Genomic DNA, 26,164 nt, shown 5'->3' on the forward strand with positions numbered 1-26,164 from the left:
AATGGCGGATGCAAACAACAGGAAACCTGCCTCCGGCGCCCCGCGCAAGCCGAAACTCGCGGTGTGGAAATTCTCCTCCTGTGACGGTTGCCAGTTGAGCCTGCTGGATTGCGAGGAGGAGTTGCTGGCGGTGGCCGGCGCAGTCGAAATTGCCAATTTCCCGGAAGCCTCGCGCGCGGTGGTGAAGGGGCCCTATGATCTGTCGCTGGTGGAGGGCTCGATCACCACGCCGCATGACGCGGAACGCATCCATCAAGTCCGCCGCGTCTCGAAATATCTCGTCACCATTGGCGCGTGCGCCACCGCCGGCGGCATTCAGGCGCTGCGCAATTTCAAGGAGGTGCGCGAATTCATTGCGGTGGTCTATGCCACGCCGAGTTACATCGCGACACTCAACAAATCCACCCCCATTGCCGATCATGTGTTCGTCGATTTTGAATTGCGCGGCTGCCCGGTCAACAAGAGGCAACTGGTGGAGGTGATCAGTGCCTTTCTCAATCACCGCAAGCCCAATGTGCCGCGCTACAGCGTGTGTCTGGAATGCAAGCAGCGCGCCACGGTTTGTGTGATGGTGGCGCAGGGCGTTCCCTGTCTGGGGCCGGTCACCCAGGCGGGTTGCGGCGCTCTCTGCCCGGCATACGATCGCGGCTGTTATGCCTGCTTCGGGCCCAAGGAAACGCCGAACACCGAGTCGTTGAGCGCGCGCTGGGCCCAGTTGGGTGTTTCGCAAACCGGGCTGGTGCGTGCGTTTCGCGGATTCAATGCCTATGCCGAGGCTTTCCGCAAAGAGAGCGAGGCCCGTGAGGGCCGGCTGCCCGGCGCGTGAAAACCGCCGCGGCTGCGCGAGAAAAGAGCCGCGGCGCAGGCCTCCTGCCGGCATGGTTGATGTCCGTCCGAAACGTGAACTTTGAAAAAATGCTCTTGCAACGGCTTGGCCGTTGCCTCAAATACCCCGGCCTTTTCACGAGCCGTGTGCTTTTGGAAAGCCCGGCTCAGACGGGGCGGGAACAATTTTGGCAGGCTGGTTATCTTGCGGCATCCCGCCCGCTCGGGTTGCTGACCGGCCGTCCGCGTTGCGAAAAGAGTGAAACGACCATGGCGACGAAAACGATCAAAGTCGACTATCTTGCACGGGTGGAAGGCGAAGGCGCGCTGTTGGTGAAGATCAAGGACAACGCCGTCTCCGAAGTCAAGCTGAAAATCTTCGAGCCGCCGCGCTTCTTTGAGGCCTTTCTCCGCGGCCGGCATTATTCCGAGGCGCCGGACATCACCGCGCGCATTTGCGGTATTTGTCCGATTGCCTATCAGATGAGCTCGGTGCACGCGATGGAAGACGCCTTCGGTGTGCAGGTGAATGGCGGCCTGCGCGCCTTGCGCCGCCTGCTGTATTGCGGGGAATGGATCGAAAGCCATGCGTTGCACATCTACCTGCTGCATGCCCCGGATTTTCTCGGCTACCAGGACGCCATTACGATGGCGCAAGATCATCCCGAAGTGGTGCAGCGTGGCCTGCAGTTGAAAAAAATCGGCAATGATCTCGTCACCCTGCTTGGCGGCCGCGAGATTCATCCCATCAATGTGCGCGTTGGCGGCTTCTACAAGGCCCCGGAGCGCGCAGAATTGGAAAAGCTGGCCGAGAAACTGAAGTGGGCGCGTGCGGCCGCGCTCGCCACGGTGCAATGGACCGCGACGCTGGACTATCCCGACTTCGAGCAGGACTATGAGTTCGTGGCGCTGCGCCATCCCGAGGAATACCCGTTTAACGAGGGCCGGCTGGTATCCAACAAAGGCCTGGACATCGCCGTGCGCGACTACGAGAACCATTTTGTCGAAGAACACATGCAGCATTCCCATGCGCTGCATTCCCTGCTGCGCGCGCGCGGCGCCTATTTCGTCGGGCCGCTGGCGCGTTACAATCTCAATTTTGACCGTCTCACCCCGCTCGCCCAGGAAGCCGCATTGAATGCCGGTTTGGGACGCGAATGCCGCAACCCCTTCAAGAGCATCATTGTGCGCAGTGTGGAAACCCTCTATGCCTGCGAAGAAGCCCTGCGCCTGATCGCCGCGTATGAAAAGCCGCAAAAGCCCGCGGTCAGTGTGCATGCCCGCGCCGGCATCGGCTACGGCTGCACCGAAGCGCCGCGTGGCATTCTGTATCATCGCTACCGTCTCGACGATCATGGCATGATTCACGACGCCAGGATCGTGCCGCCGACCTCGCAAAATCAAAAGACGATGGAAAGCGACCTGCGGCACTTTGTGGCAGGCCGCCTGGACCTGCCCCATGAGCAACTGACCTGGCAGTGTGAACAGGCCATTCGCAATTACGACCCGTGTATTTCGTGTGCCACGCATTTCCTGAAATTGCAGGTGGTGCGCGAGTAGCTCTCCGGCCGGGTCACGATTGGCCCTCCTGCACCCTCGCCGCCCCGGTCACACGGCAAGCCGCCTTTCCATCTGCGAGGGCAATTGCGGTGGTCGGTATGCCACGCGCCGGGAGAATTCGTCCGATCGAACGGGATGCGCAGGTTGTCATGTCGAGTGATCGAACGTTTTTTCATTTCAACTTTCCCGGTCAACAGAATGATGTGCAAGGCGAATGACTTTTTGCAAAAACGCGGTGCACGCCTTTCACCGCCATCTTGGTGACAGGAAAGGCCGGTTTCACCCGGCAAACCCGCATCTCACTTTGCCAGGTCTCGCAATCTCCGCAAACCGGTTGCCTCCCCATGAGGCAGGGTGACAGAGATGGCACACGAATCCCCAACCTGTCAGCGTGCTTTGGTGCTTGGTGTGGGCAATGAGTACCGCGGCGATGATGCCGTGGGTATTCTGCTCTGCCGGCTGCTGGCGCCACAGGCACCGCCACATGTTGCGGTTGTCGAGCACAATGGCGACGGCACCGCTCTGCTCGAAGCCTGGCAGGGGGCGGAGCTGGTGATCGTCCTCGATGCCGTGCAATCCGGCGCGCCGGCCGGCACGATCTTTCGCTGCGACGCCGCGCTGCAGGCCATCCCCGCACAGTTGTTTCACTATTCCACCCACGCCTTCAGCCTGGCCGGCGCCATCGAACTCGGGCGCGCCTTGCATCGCCTGCCGCGCCATTTGATTGTCTATGGCATCGAAGGTGTGAATTTCACTCCCGGCGCACCGCTCTCCGCGGCCGTGGCGCAGGCAATGCCCGGGGTGCTGGCGCAAGTCATGCGTGATCTGCACCTGTTTGCGCCGGCGCACCAGCCGGAAATTCCCGCGCTGCAGCCATTGACTTTTTGATCGCAGACCTTACCTTGGGCCGGTGCGCAGATCATTATCCCGTGAGACGAGCCTTGTGCCATGAACCATCCGACTGAGGCCGGTCGCAACACCACGCACGACTTTTTGCGCCATCAACGCCAGTCGCTTGAGGCAATTTTCCAGCCCAAATCCATCGCCGTGATCGGTGCCACCGAACGGCCCGGCAGCGTGGGCCGCGCGGTGATGTCGAATCTGCTGGGCGGCAAATTTGGCGGCGCCCTCTTTCCCGTCAATCGCCATCGCAAAACCGTGCTGGGGGTGCCGGCCCATCCCCACGTGACTGACCTCCCGAGTCCGGTTGATCTCGCCATCCTGGCCACGCCGGCGGAAACCGTGCCGGATGTGATCGCGGAATGTGCCGCCGCTGGCGCGGCCGCTGCCATCATTTTGGCGGCCGGCTTTCGCGAACGCGGGGCGGCCGGCGCCGCTTTGGAACAGCGCGTGCTCGCACAGGCCGGCGGCCGGTTGCGCATTCTCGGCCCCAATTCGTTTGGGGTGATGCTGCCGCATCTCGGGCTCAATGCGACCTTTGCACGCGCCATGGCACAGTCCGGCCATGTCGCCTTGCTCAGCCAAAGTGGCGCACTGGGCGCCGCCATTCTGGATTGGAGCCTGAAGGCCAATGCCGGCCTCAGCGCCTTCATCTCGGTGGGCAACATGTTGGACATCGGCTGGGGCGATTTGATCGATTACCTCGGCGATGATCCGCGCACCAAGAGCATCATCATTTACATGGAGACCATTGATGACGCGCGCGCCTTCTTGTCGGCCGCACGCGAAGTGGCTTTCCGCAAGCCGATCATCGTGCTCAAGGCCGGCCACACCACTGCGGCCGCGCAGGCTGCCGCCTCGCACACCGGCAGTTTGGCGGGCAGTGATCGCGTGGTGGAAGCCGCTTTTCGACGGTGTGGCGTGCTGCGCGTCAACACCATTGCCGAGCTGTTCTACATGGCAGAGGTGCTGGACAAACAGCCGCGGCCGCGCGGACCGCGGCTGACCATTCTCACCAACGCCGGCGGCCCGGGCGTGCTCGCAGCCGATGCCCTGCTCGCCAGCGGCGGCCGGCTCGCGTCGCTCTCGCCGGATACCCTCGACCGGCTCGATCACCTGCTGCCGGCGCACTGGAGTCATGGCAACCCCATCGACATTTTGAGTGATGCCGACGCGGCGCGCTATGCGCAAGCCCTGGCGCTGGCGGCGAAGGATGCCAACAGCGAAGGTCTGTTGGTTGTTTTGACGCCACAAGCCACCGCGGATCCCACGGCCACCGCAGAACTCATCAAAGACAAGGCGGCAGCCTTTGGCGTACCGCTTCTCGCAAGCTGGATGGGCGGCGCCGGGGTGGCTGAAGGGGAGGCGATTCTCGATCGCGCCGGCATTCCAGTCTTCCCCTTTCCCGACACGGCCGCCCGCATGTTTGCCTACATGTGGCAATACACCGAGAACCTGCGCGGCTTGTATGAAACGCCCATGCTGCCGGCGCATGCCGATGACGGCGCCATCCAACGGGAGCAAGCCGCGACAATCATCCAGACCGTGCGGCAAGCCGGCCGGGCTTGGTTCAACGAGGTGGAAGCCAAAAACCTGCTGGCTGCCTATGGCGTGCCGGTGGTGAGCACCTATGCCGCGACCAGCGAGCAGGACGCCGTCCGCCTGGCGGAACAGCTCGGTTACCCGGTGGTGCTCAAGCTGCTTTCTGCGACCGTGACACACAAAACCGCCAGCGGCGGCGTGCGGCTGATGTTGCACGATGCCGCGGCCGTGCGCCGGGCATTTCGCGAGATTGCCGCTGCGCGGCAAGCCGGCGGCGGCGATTTTCAGGGCGTCACCGTGCAGCCGATGATCCCGCCGCCCGGCATTGAATTGATCCTGGGCAGCACGATTGATCCGCAATTCGGCCCGGTTCTGCTGTTCGGTGCCGGTGGTTTGCTGGCGGAGGCACTGCAGGATTACAGCCTGGCTTTGCCGCCGCTCACCACCACGCTGGCGCGCCGCATGATGGAACGCACACGCATCTTCCCGGCGCTGCAACAAGCCGCGACGCAGCACAAGCTCGATCTGGAGTCCCTGACGCAACTGCTGGTGCGCCTGAGCTGGCTGGTGGTGGAGCGTCCCGAGATTCGGGAGATCGAAATCAATCCGCTGTTTGTTTCCGGGGAGCGGTTGCTGGCGCTGGACGCAAAGGTGATTTTGCATGAGGCCACGCTGCCGCCGGAGCAATTGCCCAGGCCGGCCATTCGGCCCTATCCGCGGCAATACCAGAGCTCCTGGCACTTGAAGAACGGCACGCCGGTGCTGATCCGGCCGATTCGGCCGGAGGACGAGCCGCTGATGGTGGCTTTTCACCAGCAGCTCTCCGCGCGCACGGTTTATTTGCGCTATTTCCATTTGATCACGCTGACGCAGCGCATCGCGCATGAACGCCTGACCCGCATCTGTTTCATTGATTATGATCGCGAGATGGCGCTGGTGGTCGAACGCCGCAGCGATGACGGCGAGGGCCGCGAAATCATTGCCGTGGGGCGGCTGAGCCGGTCCCGCCGCGTCAACGAGGCGGAGTTTGCCGTGCTGGTGAGTGATGCATATCAAGGCCAGGGCCTGGGCACCGAATTGTTGCGCCGGCTGCTGCAGATTGCGGCCGCGGAAAAGATCCGCCGTGTCTCCGCCGACATTCTGCCGGATAACGATGACATGCAGCGCGTTTGCAGAAAACTCGGCATGCAACTGCGGTTTGATCATGAGGAGCACGTGGTCAAGACCTGGATCGACCTGCCGGTGGAGAAATGAGAATGCGCGTCCGCTCCCAATCGCGAACACTCGAAAAGATGCCCCGCAACTGCTTCGCCATGAACCTGTAACGGTCTGCCACGGCCTGGCCGTGGGCATGAAAAGCCTCTAACTTTCTCTTCACTTCTCAAGTCTTGCAATCTCCCTCCGGCAGTGACACGCAGATGCCAACTTTTGAATTATCAAGAAGCAATTCCCAATTGTGAGAATGGCAACAACAGGCTTTTGCAGGGTTGGGAATCCCGGTCGACGGCCTGACCATATCGTGCCTCAGCCCGGCAAAGCATCTCTCACAAATCAAATCAGTTAAGGCTTGCAGCGCGGCAGGCACACACCATGTTTTTTCGGCATGGCGTTTGAAAGAAAGCAAATGGCGGCGTGGCTTCTGTGAAATCCGCAGGAGGGGACGGCACATCAACCATCAAACAAAAAGAGTTCACCATGGCAGAGATTCGCAAAGAAGGTCACGCGCGTGGCATGGTTGTCATCAATGCGGAGGAATGCAAGGGCTGCGGCTTATGCGTGGAGGTCTGCCCGCCCTCCGTGTTGAAGATTTCCGAGGCCCTGAATCGCATGGGCTATCATCCGGCGGAATACCTCGGCGTGGAATGCACTGGTTGCGGCGTCTGCTTCTATGTCTGTCCGGAGCCGGGTGCCATTACCGTTTATAAACGGGTGAGTGCCAAAGCCCCGGTTGCCGAATAATGAGCCGCACCACTCCAGAGGCACACAGTTACTCTTCGCAGCAGCAGGCAAAAACCGGAATCGTGAAATCAGGGTCGCATATGCAACTCATCAAAGGCAATGAGGCGGTGGTCAAAGCGGCGTTGCTCGCCGGGTGCCGCGCCTACTTTGGCTACCCCATCACGCCGGCGAGCGAGATCGCGGAAAGCGCCGCGCTCTACTTTCCCAAAGCCGGCGGGGTCTTTTTGCAGGCCGAGAGTGAGGTGGCTTCAATCAACATGCTGTTTGGCGCCGCCGCCACCGGCGTGCGCGCCATGACCGCCTCCTCCAGTCCCGGCATCTCGCTGATGCAGGAGGGCATCTCCTATGCAGCGGGTGCCGAGCTGCCCGTGGTTATCGTGGACATCATGCGCGGCGGTCCGGGCTTGGGCAACATCGCACCCGAACAGGGGGACTATTTTCAGGTTGTCAAAGGCGGAGGGCACGGCAATTATCACGTCATCGTGCTGGCGCCCAACAGTGCGCAGGAAATGTGTGATCTCACCATCCTGGCGTTCGAGCTGGCGGATCGCTATCGCAATCCCGTGGTCGTGCTGGCGGACGGTTTTATTGGCCAGATGATGGAACCGGTGAATTTTCCTCCCGCCGTCACGCAGTTGCCGCCCAAACCCTGGGCGGTGGCGGGCACCGCCGCGACGCGCGACAATCTCATCACCTCCATCGAGCTGGTGCCGGAAGAATTGGAAGCCCATGTGCGTCACCTCTATGAAAAGTATGAGATCGTTGCCCGGGAAGAGCAGCGCTATGAGGCCTACCGCCTGGAGAACGCCGAGATCGTGACCGTGGGCTATGGCATCGTGGCGCGACTGCTGCGCACGGCGGTGGACATGGCGCGCCGCCGCGGCATCCCGGTCGGCTTGCTGCGACCGATCACGCTCTGGCCCTTTCCCAAAAACAAGATCGAGGAGTTGACCGATCACACTTACGGCTTTCTGGTGTGTGAACTGAGCATGGGCCAAATGGTGGAGGATGTCCGCCTGGCGGTAAATGGCTGGGTGCCGGTGCAGTTCTACGGTCGTTCCGGCGGCATGGTGCCGACGGCCGAAGAGCTGCTGCAACAGATCGAGCGCTTTTGGAAAGAGTTGGATGTGGGTGACGCTTGAAGCGGCCCGTGATTGTGCGCATGACGGCAACCACCTTTTCGCAGGCAAAATAAAAAGGCGAGGAGCATCTGTTTCGAGGCCGGGGTGATTTGAATGATGGAGCATGTCCTGCAATGCCCGGCAAGCCCGGCTGGTGCCTGAAAAGAATGTCGAACCATCAGATGCTCCTCGTCAGGTTTGCGGACAGGAAGGGTAAAACAGGGCAAGCTTGTGCAGTACCAGCTCAAAGTCATGTGGGGATGCTCTCTTTTCGTGAGGAAGTACCATGATTACCGAAGACAAGGAATTGCAGCCCGGTTATGAATGGGAACTGGATTTCCACTGTGTGCGCTGCGGTGCCGCCCACGATCTGCTTTTCGACAAAGCGACAGAGAAGATGTACTGCGTCCGTTGCTGGCGGATGGTGCAGAGTGGGTTGCCGACCCAGCCGGAGCCGGTGGAATTCCAGGAGTGAGTTTGGCCCGCCGCCGTTTTGCCGGGTGGTGAAGGCAAAGACTGAACATGCATGAAAACCCTGCGATCTTGGGAGAGAGAATCATGGAAGCCACTGTTTTGCGCCGGCCGGCCTCGTTTTATGAAGTTTTCAACCGCAAGCCCGGCGCGGAGAAAACCTCCACCCACTACTGCCCCGGTTGCGGTCACGGCACCATCCACAAGTTGATTGCCGAGGCCATGGATGATTTCGGGATTGCCGACCGCACCGTGTTCATCTCTCCGGTGGGCTGCGCGGTGTTTGCCTATTACTACATGAAATGCGGCAACATCCAGGTGGCACATGGCCGCGCACCGGCGGCCGCGACCGGCGTGCGGCGGGCCTTGCCCGACAGCATCGTCATCAGCTATCAAGGCGACGGCGATCTGGCCGCGATCGGCGGCAACGAAATTTTGCATGCGGCCAACCGCGGCGAAAACATCACGGTGATTTTCGTGAACAATGCCATCTACGGCATGACCGGCGGCCAGATGGCGCCCACCACGCTGCTCGGCATGAAAACCACCACCACGCCCTATGGCCGTTCGGCCGGCAATGAGGGTTTTCCCCTGCGGGTCTGCGAACTGTTGTCCTCTCTGGAAGCCCCGGCCTACCTCGAACGGGTGGCGGTGACCGACGCCAAAAACGTGATGTCCGCGCGGCGTGCCATTCGCAAGGCGATTCAGTATCAAATCGAGGGCCGTGGCTTCTCGCTTGTCGAGCTGCTCGCGATTTGCCCCACCGGCTGGAATCTCACACCCTCCGCCGCCAAAAAATGGCTGGTGGAAAACATGCTGCCGGTGTTTCCACTGGGGGTGTTTCGCGACAAGAAGGAAAAGCCGGCCACGCCGCCGCCCAGTAACGGCGAATGGAAACCCGCCGCGGATCTCCGCGCGTTGCTCGATATTCCGCAGGAGAACGAGACCGTCTGGCAGGCGCCGGCGACCGGCCGGGAGCTGAGTCCGCGCATGAAGATTGCGGGTTTTGGCGGGCAGGGGATTTTGTTCGCCGGCGTGACGCTTGCGGAAGCCGGCATGCGCATTGGTCGTCACGTGAGCTGGCTGCCGAGTTACGGCCCGGAAATGCGCGGCGGCACGGCCAACTGCCACGTCATCATCTCTAACGAGAAAATTGGCTCGCCGCTGGTTTCCGAAAGCGACGTGCTGATCGCGATGAACCGGCCGTCGCTGGAGAAATTTCAGGCGGAGGTCCGGCCGGGGGGGCTGGTGCTGTACAATCGCTCGCTGATCGCCGGCGTGACGCTGCGTGACGAGGTGCAAGTTGTGGCGGTTCCCGCCACCGAAATTGCCGATGCGCTCGGTAACACCAAAGTTGCCAACGTGGTAATGCTGGGTGCCTACCTCGAGTTGTCGAAGCTGTTGCCCGAGGAGGTGGTGCTGGCCGTGCTCAACCAGAAGGCCAAATCCCGGCCGGCGCTGGCGGAGCTGAATGCCAGGGCATTGGCCGCGGGACAGAATTTCGCCCGCACTGGTGTTCTGCCGCACCACGCCTGAGCGGAGAGCACCTGGCCTTGCGTGTGCGGCAAAACCTCATCTGCATTTTGGCGGAGGTGCGCCATGACACTCGAGCTGTCTGTCAAAGAGCTGGAGCTGCTGCAGCGTATTGTGCAGCAGTACTTCATGAACCTGCGCGAGGAGATTTATCACACTGACTCCTCGCTGTTCAAAGATGATTTGAAAGTCGAGAAGGCACAGATCGAAGCGATGCTGAATAAAATCGCAACTGCCGTGCGAGCAGCAGCCACCGCCTGAACCGTGAGTGGCGAGGCTGGCATGGCACCAGCCGCGCTCTTTGTGCCAAACCGGACGGGTGAAGGCGGGCAAGAGGCCCGGCCAGTCATCCGGCAAGCAATGACGAACAGAGGCGCGCCATGGTCATTGGCATTCCCGTGGAAACCTGGCGGGACGAACAGCGTGTGGCATTGTCTCCCGCGGGCGTCTATGCGCTGGTCAAGGCCGGACACAAAGTCGTGGTGCAGTCCGGCGCCGGAGCAGGCTGCGGCTTTACCGATCAAATCTATGATGAAGCGGGCGCCCATCTTGCGTTCAGTGCCGGTGAAGTCCTCGGCCGCGCCGACATGATCGTCAAGGTCATGCCACCCTCGCTGGAAGAAGTGACCGCAATGGCGCCGGGGAAAACCCTGCTGAGCTTTTTCAACTTCAGCACCATGAACCCCCGGCTCATGGCCCTGCTGAGCGAAACGCGCTGCACCGCCATCGGCTACAACCTGATCGAGGACCGTCACGGCAACCTGCCGGTGTTGACCACCATGAGTGAAATCGCCGGCATGCTGTTGCCCCAAATTGCCGGACAGTTGCTCACCACGCCGGCGGGCGGCCGCGGCATCCTGTTGGGTGGCGTGGCGGGCATTCCCGCTCATCAACTCAACAGCGCGATCGCCACGCCCTACAACATCGAGCGCAATCTCGGCACGGTGGATGTGCTGGTGGGTGCCGTGATGATTCACGGCCAGCAATCACCGCACGTGGTGACGGAGGACATGGTCAGGCGCATGCGCCCGGGCAGCGTGATCATGGACATTTCCATCGATCAGGGCGGCTGTGTGGAGACCAGCCGGCCGACGACGCATTCCGACCCCACCTTCATCCGCCACGGCATCATTCATTATGCCGTGCCGAACATTCCGGCATTGGTGGCGCGTTCCGCCGCGCATGCGCTCAACAACACCATTTTGCCCCTTGTGCTGCGACTGGCGGAGCAGGGGCCGGCAGCGATGGCGGAATCCCGCCTGTTGCAGCGGGGGGTGTATCTCTTTCAGGGGCAATGCACCCAGCCGGGAGTGGCATACATGCTCGGCTGGCCGCATGTGCCGATCACCGAGCTGCTGTCGCATCCGGCGCAGGCCTGAGAGCGGTGTGCGCGGGGAGAGGACCTCCACCGGCCCGCCGTTCGCAATTGTCTCCAACCACAGCCAAAAGTTCGACCCGGCGGGTCTCCTGCCGGGAGACAGCGTGAGGCATGGCGGCATCAGGCGGAGTATCATGCCGCAGCATGTTTGAACGGTGCAAAAGTAAAAGCTCGCGCCGGCCAGCCGCCGGCGTCTTGTGTGTCATTGTGCATGATTGATGAAGGATCCCTTTGAGCGAGAGTGAAATCGTACGGCGCGCGGCTTCTCCTTAATCGCAGCAATCCACAATCAAGGATTGAAAGCGGAATGAAAATGAATTATTTTGGGGCGGGAGGAGACACCCTCGTGACAGAATGGCATTGATGGTGGCCGCCTTGCAAAGGCTCCAGTCCCTGTTCGTGATCATCTTAAAAATTGGCGCACGGTTGCGGCCGGCTGCCGGCTATGGCCCGCATCCCATTCACCGCCGCCGTGGTCGAGGGAAGCACAAATGGTAACGAAAGAAGCAGCCCTTCGCTATCACCGCGAAGGCCGCAAGGGCAAGATCGAGGTGACTCCGACCAAGCCCTGCGTCACACAAACCGATTTGTCCCTGGCTTACACACCGGGTGTTGCCGAACCCTGCCGTGAAATCCAGCGGGACGGCAATTTGGTGTGGGAATACACGGCGCGCGGCAATCTGGTGGCCGTGGTCTCCAATGGCACGGCCGTGCTCGGCCTGGGCGATATCGGCGCCGCCGCCGGCAAACCGGTGATGGAAGGCAAGGGGGTGTTGTTCAAGCGTTTTGCAGATATCGACGTCTTTGACATCGAGCTGGACACCCACGATCCGCAGGAGATCATCAAGGCGCTCAAGCTCATGGAACCGACCTTCGGCGGCATCAATCTCGAAGACATCAAGGCGCCGGAGTGTTTTGTCATCGAGGAAACGCTCAAGCAGATCATGAAGATTCCGGTGTTCCATGATGACCAGCACGGCACCGCCATCATCTCGGGCGCGGCGCTGCTCAACGCGCTGGAGCTGGTGGGCAAGGATATCAGCCAGGTGAAGGTGGTGTTCAACGGCGCCGGCGCCTCCGGCATCGCGTGTGCGAATTACTATCTCAGTCTCGGGGTCTCGCGGCAGAACCTGATTTTGTGCGACACCAAGGGTGTGGTCTACGCCGGCCGCAAGGAGAACATGAATCCCTACAAGGCGAAACTGGCGGCGGAAACCAGGGCCCGCACGCTCGCCGAGGCGATGGAAGGCGCCGATGTTTTTGTCGGCCTCTCCGGCCCCAACATGGTGACCAGGGAGATGGTGAGGTCAATGGCGAAAGACCCGGTGATTTTTGCCATGGCCAACCCGGATCCGGAGATCACTTACGAGGAGGCCACCTCGGTGCGCAGCGATCTCATCATGGCCACCGGCCGCTCGGATTATCCCAACCAGGTCAACAACGTGCTGGGCTTCCCTTTCATCTTCCGCGGGGCGCTGGATGTGCGCGCGACAGCCATCAACGAAGAGATGAAGCATGCCGCCACCCGCGCCCTCGCCGCGCTGGCAAAGGAACCCGTGCCCTACGCCGTCATCAAAGCCTATCGCCTGAGCAATCTCAAATTCGGCCGTGACTATATCATCCCCAAGCCCTTCGATCCGCGCGTGCTGTTGTGGGTGGCGCCCGCAGTGGCACAGGCGGCCATGGCGAGCGGGGTGGCGCAAAAAAAGATCGATCTGGACAAATACCGCGAAGAGCTGGAAGGCCGGCTGGGTTTCTCGCGCAAGTTCATGCGGGTGATGATCAACAAGGCCAAGGCCGCGCCCAAGCGCATCGTCTATCCCGAGGGCGATTTCCCCGCGATTTTGAAGGCCTGCGAAATCATTCTCGACGAGGGCATCGCCCATCCCATCCTGCTGGGCGATGAGCAGGTGATTCAGCATCGCATCGAGGAAATGCGCCTGCATCTGCGCGGCGGCGTGGAAATTGTCAACCCGCTTACTTCGCCGAAGCTGGTACCCTATGTCGACCGCTTCTATGAGCTGCGCAAACGCAAGGGCATCACCCGGCGCGAAGCCGAAGAGCTGATGCGGCATCGCAACTATTTCGGCCCGATGATGGTCCATCTCGGGGAGGCGGACGGCCTGGTCGCCGGTATCACCAAACACTATCCTGAAACCCTGCGGCCGGCGCTGCAAATCATCAGGCTGCGGGACGGTGTCTCCAAAGTCGCCGGTTTGTACGCCATGGTCTTCAAAGAGGGCGTCTATTTCATCGCAGATGCCACCGTCAACATCGACCCGAGCGCCGAGGACCTCGCCGAGATCGCCATGCTGGCCGCCCGGGAGGTGCGGCGTTTCAACATCGAGCCGCGCGTCGCCCTGCTCTCCTTTTCCAACTTCGGCAGCGTGCGCCATCCGCTGTCGCAAAAGGTGCAGGAGGCGCTCGCCATTTTGCGACACCGGGCCGTGGATTTCGTGGTGGATGGTGAGATGCAGGCGGACACCGCGGTGGTGCCGGAAATCGTTGACGAGTTCTATCCTTTCTGCCGCATCAAAGGCGGCGCCAATGTGCTCATCTTTCCGGATTTGACCAGCGGCAACGTGGCCTACAAGCTGCTGCAGCGTCTCGGCCATGCAGAAGCCATTGGCCCGGTGCTCATGGGCATGAGGAAGCCGGTGCATGTTCTGCAAATCGGCAGTATGAGCGAGATGGACGTGGTGAACATGACCGCGATTGCGGTGGTCGATGCTCAGATGCTCGGCAAGGAAAGCTGAAGCGGCTCCGGCATGTCTGTCGCCGACAGAGGGCGGAGCGAAAGTGGGTTGGCGAAAAGGCGGAAAGATGAAATCGCAAGGGCAATCCCGCAGCCGGTGCGGTCCGTTGTGCGTCTTGCTCCGGAGTGAGTCATGACCCTCGAGCAGAAATACCGCTATCTTTTTGGCCCGGTGCGTTCCCGGCGCCTGGGCCTCTCGCTTGGTATCGATATCGTGCCGGGCAAGACTTGCACGTTCAACTGCGTTTATTGCCAGCTCGGCCGGACCACGCAGCAAACCGTGCAGCGGGAGGAATATGTGCCGGCCAATGAGGTGCTGACCGAGCTGGCGGATTTTCTGCAACATGACGGCCGCGCCGATTATCTGACTTTTTCCGGTTCGGGCGAGCCGACGCTGCATCGCAGGCTCGGCGAGATGATCGGGCGCGCCAAGCGCCTGAGCAGCATTCCGGTGGCCGTGCTCACCTGCAGCGCGCTGATGTACGATGCGCAAGTGCGGCAGGAGCTGGCACAGGCGGATGTGGTTTTGCCCTCGCTCGATGCCGCCTCGCCCCGCACGTTTTATGCGATCAACCGGCCGCATGGCCGTTTGTATCTCGCGGAGATCATTCACGGCCTGCGCCAGTTTCGCGCGGAATATTCCGGCAAAATCTGGCTGGAGATCATGCTGGTCAAGGGCGTCAATGATGGTGCCGAGGAGATCGCGCTGCTGCGCCGCGCCATCGCCGAGATCCGGCCGGACAAGGTGCATCTCAACACCGTGGTGCGGCCGCCAGCGGAGGACGAGGCCCAGCCACTCTCCGAGGAGGAATTGCGTGCGGTGCAGGCCATGATCGGCCCGCCGGCCGAAGTGATGGCGGAGCGCCCGACCGCACCGCGCACCTCACTCGACAACCACCTGATCTCCGAGGCGGTCAATCTCATTGCCCGCCATCCCATGACGCTTGAGGAAATTGCCCACTACATGAATTGCAAGCCGGAGATCATTGCGTTGATGCTGAAGGGATTGACCGAGACCGGTGAGGTGGAGGCGCGCACCCATCGCGGTCGGGTGTTTTATATCGCGCTCACGGCGGAGAAGGCCCGCTCCCGGCGTATGCCCGCCGGCGGGGCGAAACTGGCCGGCGAAAATCTCGGGTCCCAATTACACCAGGGGTGACTGCCATGCGAACCATTATCGAGCCTTTTCGCATCAAAATGACCGAGCCGATTCACCTGCCGTCACCTGAGGAGCGCGTGGCGAAACTGGCGGCGGCGCACTACAACGTTTTCCTGTTGGATGCCGCGGATTGCCCCATCGACCTGCTGACCGACAGCGGCACCGGCGCCATGTCCACTGAGCAATGGGCCGCCTTGATGCTGGGTGATGAAAGCTATGCCGGCAGCAAATCGTGGAAACGATTCGAGGTCACCGTCCGGCAGATCACCGGCATGAAGCATGTGTTTCCCACACACCAGGGCCGCGCGGCGGAGGGCATTCTGGCGCAAACCCGTCTCAAGCCCGGTGACCTCGTTCCCAACAACAGCCATTTCGACACCACCCGCGCCAATATCGAATTCGTGCAGGCGCAGGCGGTGGATTTGCCCTGCCCGGAGGGCCTCGACATTACCCTGGAAGCGCCCTTCAAAGGCGATATGGATTTGGCCCGGCTGGAGCAATTTCTCGAGCAGTACGGCCGTGAAAAAATTCCCTTCTGCATGATCACGGTGACCAACAACACCGGCGGCGGCCAGCCGGTGTCGCTCGCCAACATTCGTGCGGTGAAACGGCTGCTGCAAAAACACGGCGTGCCGCTGGTGATCGATGCCTGCCGTTTCGCGGAGAATGCCTACTTCATCCACGAACGCGAGCCGGGCTATCGCGGCAAGAGCCTGCTGGAAATCGCCCGGGAGATGTTCTCTTATGCCGATGCCGCCACCATGAGCGCCAAAAAAGACGGCCTCGCCAACATTGGCGGCTTTCTGGCCTGCCAGGATGATCAATGGGCCGAGGATTTCCGCAACGCCCTGATCCTGCGCGAAGGGTTTCCAACCTACGGCGGCCTTGCCGGCCGGGATTTGGAAGTGATCGCGGTGGGCCTGATGGAGGCACTCGATTATGACTATCAAGTCTACCGGCATGCCACGGTTGAATACCTCGGCCGGCGCTTGCAAAAGCTCGGCATTCCCCATGTGCGTCCGGTTGGCGGCCACGCGGTCTTCCTTGATGCCAAAGCCATGCTGCCGCACATCCCACCGCTGCAATATCCCGGCATCGGTCTGGTGAATGCGTTGTATCTCGAAGGCGGGGTGCGCGGGGTGGAGATCGGCAGCGTGATGTTCGGCCGCTTCGACAAGTCCGGACGCGAGCTGCCGGCACCGCTGGAACTGGTGCGCCTTGCCTTTCCACGCCGCGTTTATACACAAAGCCATTTTGATTACGTCATCGAAGTGCTGGAATCGGTCTGGGGGCAGCGCGACAAGATACCGGGCTATCGCATCACCTATCAGCCCCGCTTCCTCCGGCATTTTACCTGCCATTTTGAACCACTTGCCTGAAGCTCACGGCGGCGGGCACGCCCGCCCCTTTGTTTTTGATGCCCCGCCTCGCTGCGGCCAACCCCGCTTGCGAGAATGCCCGGTGCACTGCCAGACAGAGCGTGCTGCCGGGATGGCTTGCATTTGCAACATTGCAAAAGCTCTGCGCGTGATTCCCAATTTCGGAAATCATCACTGGGTGCCTGCAGCTTAAGTGCAAATAAAACAGCAAAACAAAAGCAAGGCTGCCAGGCATGTTCCTTGCCTTGAAAAATTAACTGGAGCGTGTCCTGTGAGCATGTTGCTCGGAAAACGTTCCACACTCGGTTGGGTCGAGGTTTCCAACACACCGGGTGTTGTGAAAACTCCCGGAGATCATGCAAAGCCAGGCCATGGCAGATCCAGCCGTTGAAAAGTCAGTGATCTCGGACGGAGACCAAAGAGGAGTCAAACCTTTGTGCAAGAACGTCCACATCAGCGCGGATCACTCACTCATCCCAGGGAAAGATTATGGCGCGCAAGGCAATGTTGATTGATATCACCCGCTGTATCGGGTGTGGCCTGTGCCGCGATGCCTGCAAGGAACAAAACGGGCTGCCCGCCGGCGAAGAAACCAAACTCAACGCCAATGCCTACACCGTGGTGCAGGATTACGGCCATGATGTCTACGTGCGGCGGCTGTGCATGCATTGTGAGGTGCCGACCTGTGTCTCGGTGTGCCCGGTGGGTGCCTTCACCAAGACGGCGGACGGCCCGGTGCTGTATGAGGAGTCCAAGTGCATCGGCTGTCGCTACTGCATGCAGGCGTGCCCCTATCAAGTGCCCACTTACACCTGGGATCAAACAGAGCCGCGCGTGCGCAAGTGCATCTTCTGCCATTCGCGGCTGGCGCAGGGGCTGCCGACAGCCTGTGCCGAGGCCTGCCCGACCGGCGCCACCATCTTCGGTGATCGGGAAGAGTTGATCGCGGAAGCACAGCGCCGTCTGCGCGAGGAGCCGGAGAAATACGTCGATCACATTTATGGCCTCACCGAGGCCGGCGGCAGTTCGGTTTTCTTTCTCTCGGCCATTCCATTCGAGCAACTGGGTTTCCCGGGCAATTTGCCGAAACATCCCCTGCCCCTGCTGACCTGGAACGCGCTCTCGAAGATTCCGGACATCGTGGCGGTGGGTGGCACTGCGCTTTATGGCTTGTGGTGGATCATCAACCGCCGCGATGAAGTGGGCAGGCTGCACGCGAAGTTGAAGGAGATGGAGGACAGAAAAGAATAACCGCAGAGGCAATTCGCCGGCGGGCCGGCAAGAAGGAAAGATCCGGTGCGGGAGAGAGGATCCGTCCCGGTTGTTCGCGGGTCGCGGCAGGATGTCTTTGTAAGCAAATCCCGTATTCAAATCCCACGGCATGATTCGTGATTCCGCATCTTGCTGATCGAAGGAAGCATGCTCGTTATGAAAAAGCTGCTTGGACAGTTGACTTTCTGGCGCGCCGTACTCGTCATGCTGCTCGGCCTGGGGCTTTATGCCACTTACGTGCGCTTCACGCAAGGCCTGGGCGCGGCCACCAATCTCAGTGACCAGTTCCCCTGGGGCTTGTGGATCGGTTTCGACATTCTTTGCGGGGTGGGGCTGGCGGCAGGCGGCTTCACCCTGTGTGCCATCGTTTACATCTTCAACATCCAGGCCTATAAGGCCGTCATTCGCCCGGCGGTGTTGACCGCGTTTCTGGGCTACCTGCTCGTGATCTTCGCGCTGCTTTACGATCTCGGCCGGCCCGAGCGCATCTGGCATGCGATTGTCATGTGGAATCCGAGTTCAGTGATGTTCGAGGTTGCCTGGTGCGTGATGCTCTACACCACCGTGCTGGCGCTGGAGTTCAGCCCGATCCTTTTCGAAAAGCTGGGCTGGGAGCGGCCGCTGCGCATCGTGCGCGCCATCACCGTGCCGCTGGTCATCGTCGGTGTGCTGCTCTCCACCCTGCATCAATCCTCCCTCGGCTCGCTCTATTTGATCGTGCCGGAGAAACTGCATCCGCTGTGGTACTCTTCGCTGCTGCCGGTGTTCTTCTTCGTCTCGGCCATCGGCGCGGGTTGCGCGATGGTGATCTTCGAGTCGTTCATGAGCAGCCGCGCCTTCAAGCGCGAGATCGAGATGCCGCAGCTGGCACAGCTCGGGCGGGTGTTGGTGGTGATCCTGATGATCTACACCGTCATGAAGCTGCAGGATCTGGCCGACCGCCGTGCCTGGGTTCACGTTGTCACGCCCACGCTGGAGGCGATGCTGTACTGGGCGGAGATGGGGCTGGGCGTGCTGCTGCCGATGATTCTGCTGGCGCGGCCGCACGTGCGGCGGCATCCCACCGGCTTGTTTTGCTCGGCGCTGCTGGTGGTGCTCGGTTTCGTCCTGAATCGCATGAACGTGAGCATCACCGGCATGGAGGCCTGGGCGCGGGCCGGTTATTTTCCCTCCTGGATGGAGATTGCCGTGACGATGATGATCGTCGCGCTGGGCATCACCGCTTTTGCCCTGGCGGCGCGCCATCTGCCGGTGTTTTCCCCGACGGCGCGGGAGGAAAAAACGACAATGACGGAAAGCCCGCACCTGGCATGGGCGGAATGACACTTTGCATCGTGAAAGGAGAAGTCTCATGGCATTGATGATCACTGCCGAGTGCATCAACTGCGGCGCCTGCGAGCCGGAATGCCCGAACACGGCGATTTATGCCGGCGGCACGCCCTGGTCGTTTGCCGAGGGCACGGCGCTCACCGGGCAGATCGAATACAAGGGCGCAATGGTGGAAGCGACGCGCAAACTCGACCCCCTGTCCGACGATCTCTATTTCATCGTGCCGGAAAAATGCACGGAATGCGAAGGCTTCCATGACGAGCCGCAATGCGCTTCCGTTTGCCCGGTGGATTGCTGCGTGAAGGATCCCGATCATGAGGAGAGCAAGGAGATGTTGCTGGCCAAAAAAATGAAGCTGCATGGCAATTGAGGCCGGCTTGTTTGAAAGCGTCCGCACCGCGCGCCGGCGGATGCGGGCCGCCATTCCTGCGGTAACGCGCCACCTCCCCGGCCGCGCAACCTTTGTCCCCGCCCGTCTGTGGTGCAGGGCCTGACAGCGGCCATCGCTCACAGCAGACCGGCGCGAGGAGGCGCGCTGTTCCCGCGCCAATCTGCGAGGTGCTTATGGCCGAACTCCTGCAAGAATATGCCGACGCCATCCGCAGCCGGGTGTGCAGTGTCTGCCTGGATGCGGTGATGCAGCGTGACCTTTTTGTGCGCTGTGGGCTGCCCGCCGACCGCCGCTGCCCGGTGGATCTCTATCTGCCCCGCGTGATCGAGGTGGTCGAATCCGTTGATAGCTGGCTCTTGGAAGATTACGTTCACGCTTTGCGCGAGCGTGTGTGCGCGGTGTGTGCCAACGCCGGAGGCGGCACTTGTGTGTTGCGGCTGCAGGCCGATTGCGCCCTGGATCGCTACCTCGCGCTGGTGATCGAGGCCATCGACGAAGTCAAAACCCGCCGGCAGGCACAGGAAGAAACCGCCGGCATCCCCTGATGACAAAGCGCCATGATCACACGCGTCAGCAACAAATTGATCCTGGCGGTGGCCGGTGTCGCCATTGCCATCATCAGCATTTTTTCCTACCTGCTGCTGCAGGCGCATGAACGCCAGCTCGTGGCCGAGCTGGAGCGCAGCGCGCACCAGCTCAGCGAAACCGTGAAAAGCAGTACGCGCTACGACATGCTGTTGAACCAGCGCGAATCGGTGCATCGCATCATCAACACCATCGGGCAGCAGGAGGGCATCGAGAAGGTCCGCATCTTCAACAAGGACGGCGTGATCATCTACTCCACCGATTCCCTGGAAAGCGGCCGGATGGTCGACAAAAAAACCGAGGCCTGTTACCGCTGCCACCTGGCGGACCAGCCGCTCGAACGGCTGCCGATTTCCGAGCGCACGCGCGTGTTCCAATCCGCCGGCCGGGGTGCGACGCTGGGCATCATCAATCCGATTTACAACGAAGCGAGCTGCTGGCAGGCGGACTGCCATGCGCACAGCGAGACGCAGAAGGTGCTGGGCGTGCTCGACATTACCATGTCGCTGGCCGAAGTCGAAGCCGGCCTGCGCGCCAGCAAGATGCGGCTGCTGCTTTTTGCCGTTGTGGCGATCACCGCGGTGAGCCTGATCATTTATCTGCTGGTGAACCGCATCGTGCTCCAGCCGGTGAATGAAATCGTGGCGGCCACCAAACACGTTGCCGCCGGCGACTTGAACTACACCATAGCACTCGACAAGCCGGATGAGATCGGCCTGCTCGCCAAATCGTTCAATGACATGACGCGCCGGCTGGCGGAAACCCAGCGCCAGCTCTATCAATCCGACAAGCTGGCGTCGGTGGGGCGCTTGGCGGCGGGGGTGGCGCATGAGATCAACAACCCGCTCACCGGCGTGCTGACCTACAGCACCTTTCTGCTCAAGCGCGCCGACACCCATCCCGAAATCAAAGAAGACCTCGAAGTGATCGTGCGCGAGACCATGCGCTGCCGCGAGATCGTCCGGGGGCTGCTGGATTTTGCCCGCCAGTCGCGGCCGGAAAAGCGCGCGAGCGACATCAATGAAGTCGTGAAACGTTCGGTGCGCATTCTGCAAAACCAGTTTGCCCGCCATCACGTCCGGGTCGAACCGCATCTCGATGACAGCCTGCCGCTGGTGTCGATGGATGTGGATCAGATTCAGCAGGTGCTGGTGAACCTGCTGCTCAATGCCAATGATGCCATGGCGGAAAAAGGCGGCACGCTCACGATCATCACTTCCCGGGCCACGCTCGCGGATCAGCCCGCGGCGCCGGATGCGCAGCAGTACGTGCAAATTCAGGTGAGCGACACCGGCTGCGGCATCCCGCCGGAACATTTGCAGAAAATCTTTGAACCCTTCTTTTCCACCAAGGGGCAGAAAGGCAACGGCCTGGGGCTGGCCATCGTGTGGGGCATCGTCGAGAAGCATAACGGCCGGATCACCGTGCAGAGTGAAGTCGGCAAGGGCACGACCTTCACAGTTTTCCTGCCGCTGCAGAATAAAGTCGATGCAAAACCCCGGTATGACGTGGCGCTGCCGGCAGCGTCGCCCGTGTGAGGGAACCACCTGCGCCCCGCTGGCCGTGCCCGAAAGGAGGTTGGAATGGTTGCCATTTTAGTCGTGGCGATGATCCTCGCGTTCATCGTCATTGACGTTTTGGTTCGCATGATCGCCCGCCGTCTGCAGGAGGCGAAAGCGCGCAAGGAGCGGCTCGCCGCCCTGGATATCGGCCTGCGTCTCGATTTTACCCACGAAGCCAAAACGCTCCGCCGCGTGGATGTTCCCCACCCGCTGGCCCGCATTCTCGCCGTGGATGATGAACCGGTGGTGCTGGACAGTTTTCGCAAAATTCTGGTGGTCGCCGGCTACGCGGTCGACACGGTGGAAAGCGGACGCGAGGCGCTCGGCCTGGTGCAAAAGTACAAGTATGATTTCGTTTTCACCGATTTGAAAATGCCGGAAATGGACGGCCTGGATGTGGTGAAAGGCGTCAAACATTTCAGCCCGGAAACCGACGTGGTGGTCATCACCGGCTATGCCACCATCGAATCCGCGGTGAATGCCATGAAGTTCGGCGCGCTGGATTACGTGCAGAAACCCTTCACTGAAGACGAGCTGGTCGAATTCACCAGGAAATGCCTGATTCGCCGGCAGGACCGTTTGGAAAAGCAAATCAAGCCGGTGGTGCACGTGGTGACCACCGGGCGGCCGCCCGAGCACGAATTTCTGCTGCCCGGCGGGGTGTTCATCTCCGAAGGCCACGTGTGGGCCAATGTCACCGTGCCCGGACTGGTGCGCGTCGGCATGGACGACTTCGTGCGCAAGATGATCGGCCGCATCGATGCCATTGAACTGCCCGCCAAAGGCCGGCGCGTCAAAAAGGGCGAACCGTTGTTTTACGTGCAGCAGGGCGGGCGCAGGGCGGCGTTCAAAGCACCGATTTCCGGGACAGTGCATCTGGTCAATACCGAGCTGGCGCAAAACCTGAGCTGGCTGGAAAAGCAACCCTATGAAAAGGGCTGGATCTGCTCGATCAAACCCGACCAGCTTTCCGCTGAAATCGAACAGTTGCGCATCGGCGAGAAGGCCGCGGCCTGGTATCAACAGGAAATCAAACGGGTGCGCGAGCTGCTCATGCCCGCCGGCGGCAACGGTCATCCTGCCATCCTGCCGGAAATGGCGCGGCTGGTCGAAGGGCAGCTTGAAGAGACTGATGACAACACCTGGAAGAAATTTGCCGAATCGTTCCTGTAAAAACCCGGCCGCGCGCTGATCTGACAGCGGTTGCCGTCGCGTTTTGAACTTTGCGCGGCTGCGTCCCTGTCGTCACGCAACCTGCCGCAGTGGTCTGTCGGAACGAAAGGATGAGAAATGACACAACCGGTCGCGAATGCGACGAAGGCGAAATTGACCGAGTTGGTGGCTTATCAGCCGGCGGCGGTGGTCAGCCGCACGCTTTTGGCGCGCAAGGCTGGCACGGTGACGTTGTTCGCGTTCGATGCCGGCCAGGGCTTGAGCGAACACACCGCGCCCTTCGACGCGCTGGTTCAGATTTTGGAGGGTGAAGCCGAAGTCATGATCAGCGGTGCCAGCCAGCGCCTGCAGGCCGGGGAGATGGTCATCATGCCGGCGCAACAGCCGCACGCGCTGCAGGCCGTCACGCCCTTTAAGATGCTGCTGACCATGATTCGTGAGCGCGCGTGAAGCGATGCCCTGCGCGGGGTTGCGGCAGCGCGCTTTTGCCATACTGCCGGCAGGGCAAAAAGGACGACAGCGGGTGGAGTGCATGCCAAAATTATTGCCCCAACAACTGCGTCGCAGCTATGATCCGGCCGCCCTGGGCGTGGCAACCACCGCCGAGCTCGAGACACAGGAGAACATCATCGGCCAGCAGCGGGCGGTTTCGGCGCTGCAGTTCGGTCTGGAGATTCGTGAGAACGGCTTCAACATCTATGTTGCCGGTCCGCCGGGCATCGGCAAAATGACGGCGGTGCAATCCTTCCTGATGGAACTGGCGCGCCGCAAAGAAACGCCGCCGGACTGGTGCTACCTCAACAACTTCGAAGATTCCTACCAGCCCAAAAGCTGCCGGCTGCCGGCCGGTCGCGGGCATGAATTGCAGCAGGATGTGAAGGCGCTGGTCGAGCATCTGCGCCGCGAAATACCCCGCGCCTTCGAGAGCGAGGAATACAGCAACCGCCGCGATGAGATTGTCAAATCGCTGGAGCAGCAGCGGGCGCAGGCGATGGAGAAGCTGAGTCTGCAAGCCAGCCAGGCGGGATTCATGCTGCAAGCCACCCCTTTGGGCCTCGCCACCATTCCCACCCACAAGGGCCAGCCACTCAGCGACGCCGATTTTCAGGCGCTGCCGGCACAGATGCGCGAAGAGTTTCAACAGCGCCATGAGGTGCTCAAGGAGGAGCTCAAGGCCGCGATGAAACACCTGCGCGAACTCGAACGGGCGGTGCAGGAAAAGTTGCAGGCGCTCGATCAGCAAGTGGCGCTCTATGTGATCGGCGGGCTGATGGAAGAGTTGCATGAAAAATACCGCGATCTGCCCGCGGTGGTCGAACATCTGCAGGACATGCAGAAGGACATGCTCGAACATCTCGAGACTTTCAAGACCGGCGTGGCCACCAATCCGGCGGCGGAGGCCGCGGCGGCCGGCTCGCCCTGGTTGCGCGAGCTGCCTTTCCGCAAATATCAAGTCAACGTGCTGGTGGACAATCGCGAGCAAAAGGGCGCGCCGGTGGTGCTCGAGCTCAATCCCAGCTACAACAATTTGTTCGGCCGCGTCGAAAAGGAAGTGCAGTTCGGCGCGCTGTATACCGATTTCACCATGATCAAGGCCGGTTCGTTTCACCGCGCCAACGGCGGTTACCTGGTGATGCCGGCGGAGGATCTGCTGCAAAATTTGCTGAGCTGGGACGGCACCAAGCGGGCGTTGCGCAGCGGCGTGGTCGAAATCGAGGAAATCAGCGAGCGGCTGGGATTTGTTGCCACCAAGAGCCTGCGGCCGCAGCCGATTCCCATCAACATCAAAGTCGTGCTGGTCGGCCGGCCGCTGCTGTACTATCTCCTGCATGCGCTCGATGAAGAGTTTCCCGAGCTGTTCAAAGTCAAGGCGGACTTCGACACGCGCATGGACAGCAACGCACAAAACCTCCGCGACTTTCTTGCGTTCCTGCCCACCTTCTGCAACAAGGAAAAACTCCGGCATCTCGATGCCACGGCCGTGGCCAAACTGCTGGAGCACAGTGCCCGGTTGGCCGAAGACCAGGAGAAACTCTCGACGCATTTCGGCGTGCTGGCGGACATCATCCGCGAGGCCAATTTCTGGGCGCAGCAGGCGGAGGCCGCCCGCATCAGCGCGGCGCACGTGCAGCAGGCGCTGGACGCCAAAGTCTATCGCTCCAACCTGCTGCAAGACCGTCTGCAGGAGATGATCACCAACGGCACCCTGCTCATCGATACGGAGGGCGAGCGCGTCGGCCAGGTCAATGGGCTGTCGGTGATCAGTGTGGGGGACTATCAGTTTGGCCGGCCCAGCCGCATCACCGCCAGCGTCGGGCCGGGCCGCGATGGTGTCATCGACCTCGAGCGGGAAGTCCATCTCGGCGGCCCGATTCACAGCAAAGGTGTTTTGATTCTGAGCGGCTATCTCACCCGGCAATTCGCCGCAACTTCGCCGCTGACACTCTCGGCACGCCTGGTGTTCGAACAGAGCTACGAGGGCATCGAAGGCGACAGTGCCTCCTCGGCCGAGCTTTTTGCCCTGCTGTCCGCGTTGTCCGGCATCCCGATCAAGCAGGGCATTGCCGTTACCGGCTCGGTGAACCAGGCCGGTGAGATGCAGGCCATCGGCGGCGTCAATCAGAAAATCGAAGGTTTCTTTGAGGTATGCCAAGCGAAGGGCCTGACCGGCCGGCAGGGCGTGATCATCCCGCAAAGCAATGTGCGCAATCTGATGCTGCGGGAAGAGGTGGTGCAGGCCGTGGCCGACAACAAGTTCTCGCTTTGGGCGGTGTCCACCGTGACGGAAGGCATCGAGATTCTCACCGGCGTGCCGGCCGGCGAGCGCGGAGCGAACGGCAAATTCCCCGTCGGTACGGTCTATCAGCGCGTGGAAAAACGTTTGCAGGAATTTGCCGAGCGCCTGCGCAAACTGGGCAGGGAGAAGAAGGGCCGCCGCAAATCCGGCAGGCAAAAAACGCGCGCCCGACCACGCAGCCGGCGGAGAAAATGACGGGCGGGAGCATGCCTCGGCAAACCGCCGGCGATTGCCCGGCATGCGGCAGTCGGTGCCGGCGGGCCGGCACGACACCGCCCTGCAAAAGTCGGTTTGACGGTGCGGCGGTCGGTGAGTCATGGTCGAAATTGCGGTGGCGAAAATTCCGCCGCGGGCCCTCCGAAGCTTGAACTCCGGCGCGATCGGCAGCACGCCCTGCCTTTCCTCTCATTGCAATCGTCGGACGCGCATGCTTTGCCGCGCCTGCCCCGGAATTCGGACAATACAGCCCCAAA

At 61.2% G+C, this 26,164-nt stretch carries 21 protein-coding genes; all 21 read left to right on the forward strand.

Going from position 1 to position 26,164, the window contains the following annotated elements; genetic code table 11:
- The first annotated feature begins 1 nt into the window (after position 1).
- The 21 genes from ONB52_00855 (at position 2) to ONB52_00955 (ending at position 25,886) form a co-directional block, all read left to right on the forward strand.
- A complete protein-coding gene (locus ONB52_00855) occupies positions 2 to 826 on the forward strand; it encodes an oxidoreductase (protein MDZ7414688.1) in 825 nt (274 codons plus the stop codon).
- Positions 827 to 1,095: 269 nt separating this feature from the next.
- Positions 1,096 to 2,385, forward strand: a complete 1,290-nt coding sequence (locus tag ONB52_00860; protein ID MDZ7414689.1) for a Ni/Fe hydrogenase subunit alpha — start codon at positions 1,096 to 1,098, stop codon at positions 2,383 to 2,385.
- 363 nt (positions 2,386 to 2,748) lie between these two features.
- Positions 2,749 to 3,273: a hydrogenase maturation protease gene (locus tag ONB52_00865; GenBank protein MDZ7414690.1), complete on the forward strand. Its 525-nt coding sequence runs from the start codon at positions 2,749 to 2,751 to the stop codon at positions 3,271 to 3,273.
- Positions 3,274 to 3,333: 60 nt separating this feature from the next.
- Positions 3,334 to 6,081 carry a bifunctional acetate--CoA ligase family protein/GNAT family N-acetyltransferase gene (locus ONB52_00870; protein ID MDZ7414691.1) on the forward strand — a complete coding sequence of 916 codons (2,748 nt, stop codon included), beginning with the start codon at positions 3,334 to 3,336 and terminating at the stop codon, positions 6,079 to 6,081.
- A 441-nt stretch (positions 6,082 to 6,522) separates the two neighbouring features.
- On the forward strand, positions 6,523 to 6,786 hold the full coding sequence (locus ONB52_00875) for a 4Fe-4S binding protein (GenBank protein ID MDZ7414692.1): 264 nt from the start codon (positions 6,523 to 6,525) through the stop codon (positions 6,784 to 6,786).
- A gap of 80 nt (positions 6,787 to 6,866) precedes the next feature.
- The gene (locus ONB52_00880) at positions 6,867 to 7,928 is read left to right on the forward strand and encodes a 3-methyl-2-oxobutanoate dehydrogenase subunit VorB (protein MDZ7414693.1); all 1,062 of its coding nucleotides are present in this window, start codon (positions 6,867 to 6,869) and stop codon (positions 7,926 to 7,928) included.
- Positions 7,929 to 8,193: 265 nt separating this feature from the next.
- Positions 8,194 to 8,382 carry a hypothetical protein gene (locus ONB52_00885; GenBank protein ID MDZ7414694.1) on the forward strand — a complete coding sequence of 63 codons (189 nt, stop codon included), beginning with the start codon at positions 8,194 to 8,196 and terminating at the stop codon, positions 8,380 to 8,382.
- 83 nt (positions 8,383 to 8,465) lie between these two features.
- Positions 8,466 to 9,914, forward strand: coding sequence for a 2-oxoacid:acceptor oxidoreductase family protein (locus tag ONB52_00890; GenBank protein ID MDZ7414695.1), 1,449 nt, complete (start codon positions 8,466 to 8,468; stop codon positions 9,912 to 9,914).
- A gap of 63 nt (positions 9,915 to 9,977) precedes the next feature.
- Positions 9,978 to 10,172 (forward strand): hypothetical protein, encoded by a 195-nt coding sequence (locus tag ONB52_00895; GenBank protein MDZ7414696.1) that lies wholly within the window; start codon positions 9,978 to 9,980, stop codon positions 10,170 to 10,172.
- 119 nt (positions 10,173 to 10,291) lie between these two features.
- Positions 10,292 to 11,290, forward strand: a complete 999-nt coding sequence (locus tag ONB52_00900; GenBank protein ID MDZ7414697.1) for an alanine dehydrogenase — start codon at positions 10,292 to 10,294, stop codon at positions 11,288 to 11,290.
- A 490-nt stretch (positions 11,291 to 11,780) separates the two neighbouring features.
- A complete protein-coding gene (locus tag ONB52_00905) occupies positions 11,781 to 14,045 on the forward strand; it encodes an NADP-dependent malic enzyme (protein ID MDZ7414698.1) in 2,265 nt (754 codons plus the stop codon).
- 132 nt (positions 14,046 to 14,177) lie between these two features.
- A complete protein-coding gene (locus ONB52_00910) occupies positions 14,178 to 15,203 on the forward strand; it encodes a radical SAM protein (GenBank protein MDZ7414699.1) in 1,026 nt (341 codons plus the stop codon).
- Positions 15,204 to 15,208: 5 nt separating this feature from the next.
- The gene (locus tag ONB52_00915; GenBank protein MDZ7414700.1) at positions 15,209 to 16,582 is read left to right on the forward strand and encodes a tryptophanase; all 1,374 of its coding nucleotides are present in this window, start codon (positions 15,209 to 15,211) and stop codon (positions 16,580 to 16,582) included.
- A gap of 489 nt (positions 16,583 to 17,071) precedes the next feature.
- Positions 17,072 to 17,833 (forward strand): 4Fe-4S dicluster domain-containing protein, encoded by a 762-nt coding sequence (locus ONB52_00920; GenBank protein ID MDZ7414701.1) that lies wholly within the window; start codon positions 17,072 to 17,074, stop codon positions 17,831 to 17,833.
- Positions 17,834 to 18,010: 177 nt separating this feature from the next.
- The gene (gene hybB, locus ONB52_00925) at positions 18,011 to 19,177 is read left to right on the forward strand and encodes a Ni/Fe-hydrogenase cytochrome b subunit (GenBank protein MDZ7414702.1); all 1,167 of its coding nucleotides are present in this window, start codon (positions 18,011 to 18,013) and stop codon (positions 19,175 to 19,177) included.
- A gap of 28 nt (positions 19,178 to 19,205) precedes the next feature.
- Entirely contained in the window at positions 19,206 to 19,553 is a 348-nt protein-coding gene (locus ONB52_00930) for a 4Fe-4S dicluster domain-containing protein (GenBank protein ID MDZ7414703.1), read from the forward strand.
- Between the two features lie 194 nt (positions 19,554 to 19,747).
- Positions 19,748 to 20,119 (forward strand): hypothetical protein, encoded by a 372-nt coding sequence (locus ONB52_00935; protein ID MDZ7414704.1) that lies wholly within the window; start codon positions 19,748 to 19,750, stop codon positions 20,117 to 20,119.
- Between the two features lie 12 nt (positions 20,120 to 20,131).
- Entirely contained in the window at positions 20,132 to 21,697 is a 1,566-nt protein-coding gene (locus ONB52_00940; protein MDZ7414705.1) for an ATP-binding protein, read from the forward strand.
- Positions 21,698 to 21,742: 45 nt separating this feature from the next.
- Complete coding sequence (locus tag ONB52_00945) at positions 21,743 to 22,894, forward strand: response regulator (protein MDZ7414706.1); 1,152 nt, start codon at positions 21,743 to 21,745, stop codon at positions 22,892 to 22,894.
- A gap of 117 nt (positions 22,895 to 23,011) precedes the next feature.
- Positions 23,012 to 23,344, forward strand: coding sequence for a cupin domain-containing protein (locus ONB52_00950; GenBank protein ID MDZ7414707.1), 333 nt, complete (start codon positions 23,012 to 23,014; stop codon positions 23,342 to 23,344).
- Positions 23,345 to 23,426: 82 nt separating this feature from the next.
- The gene (locus ONB52_00955; protein ID MDZ7414708.1) at positions 23,427 to 25,886 is read left to right on the forward strand and encodes an AAA family ATPase; all 2,460 of its coding nucleotides are present in this window, start codon (positions 23,427 to 23,429) and stop codon (positions 25,884 to 25,886) included.
- Positions 25,887 to 26,164 lie beyond the last annotated feature (278 nt).

The sequence above is a fragment of the candidate division KSB1 bacterium genome, from assembly GCA_034506255.1.
In the GTDB taxonomy this organism is placed as follows: domain Bacteria; phylum Zhuqueibacterota; class Zhuqueibacteria; order Zhuqueibacterales; family Zhuqueibacteraceae; genus Coneutiohabitans; species Coneutiohabitans thermophilus.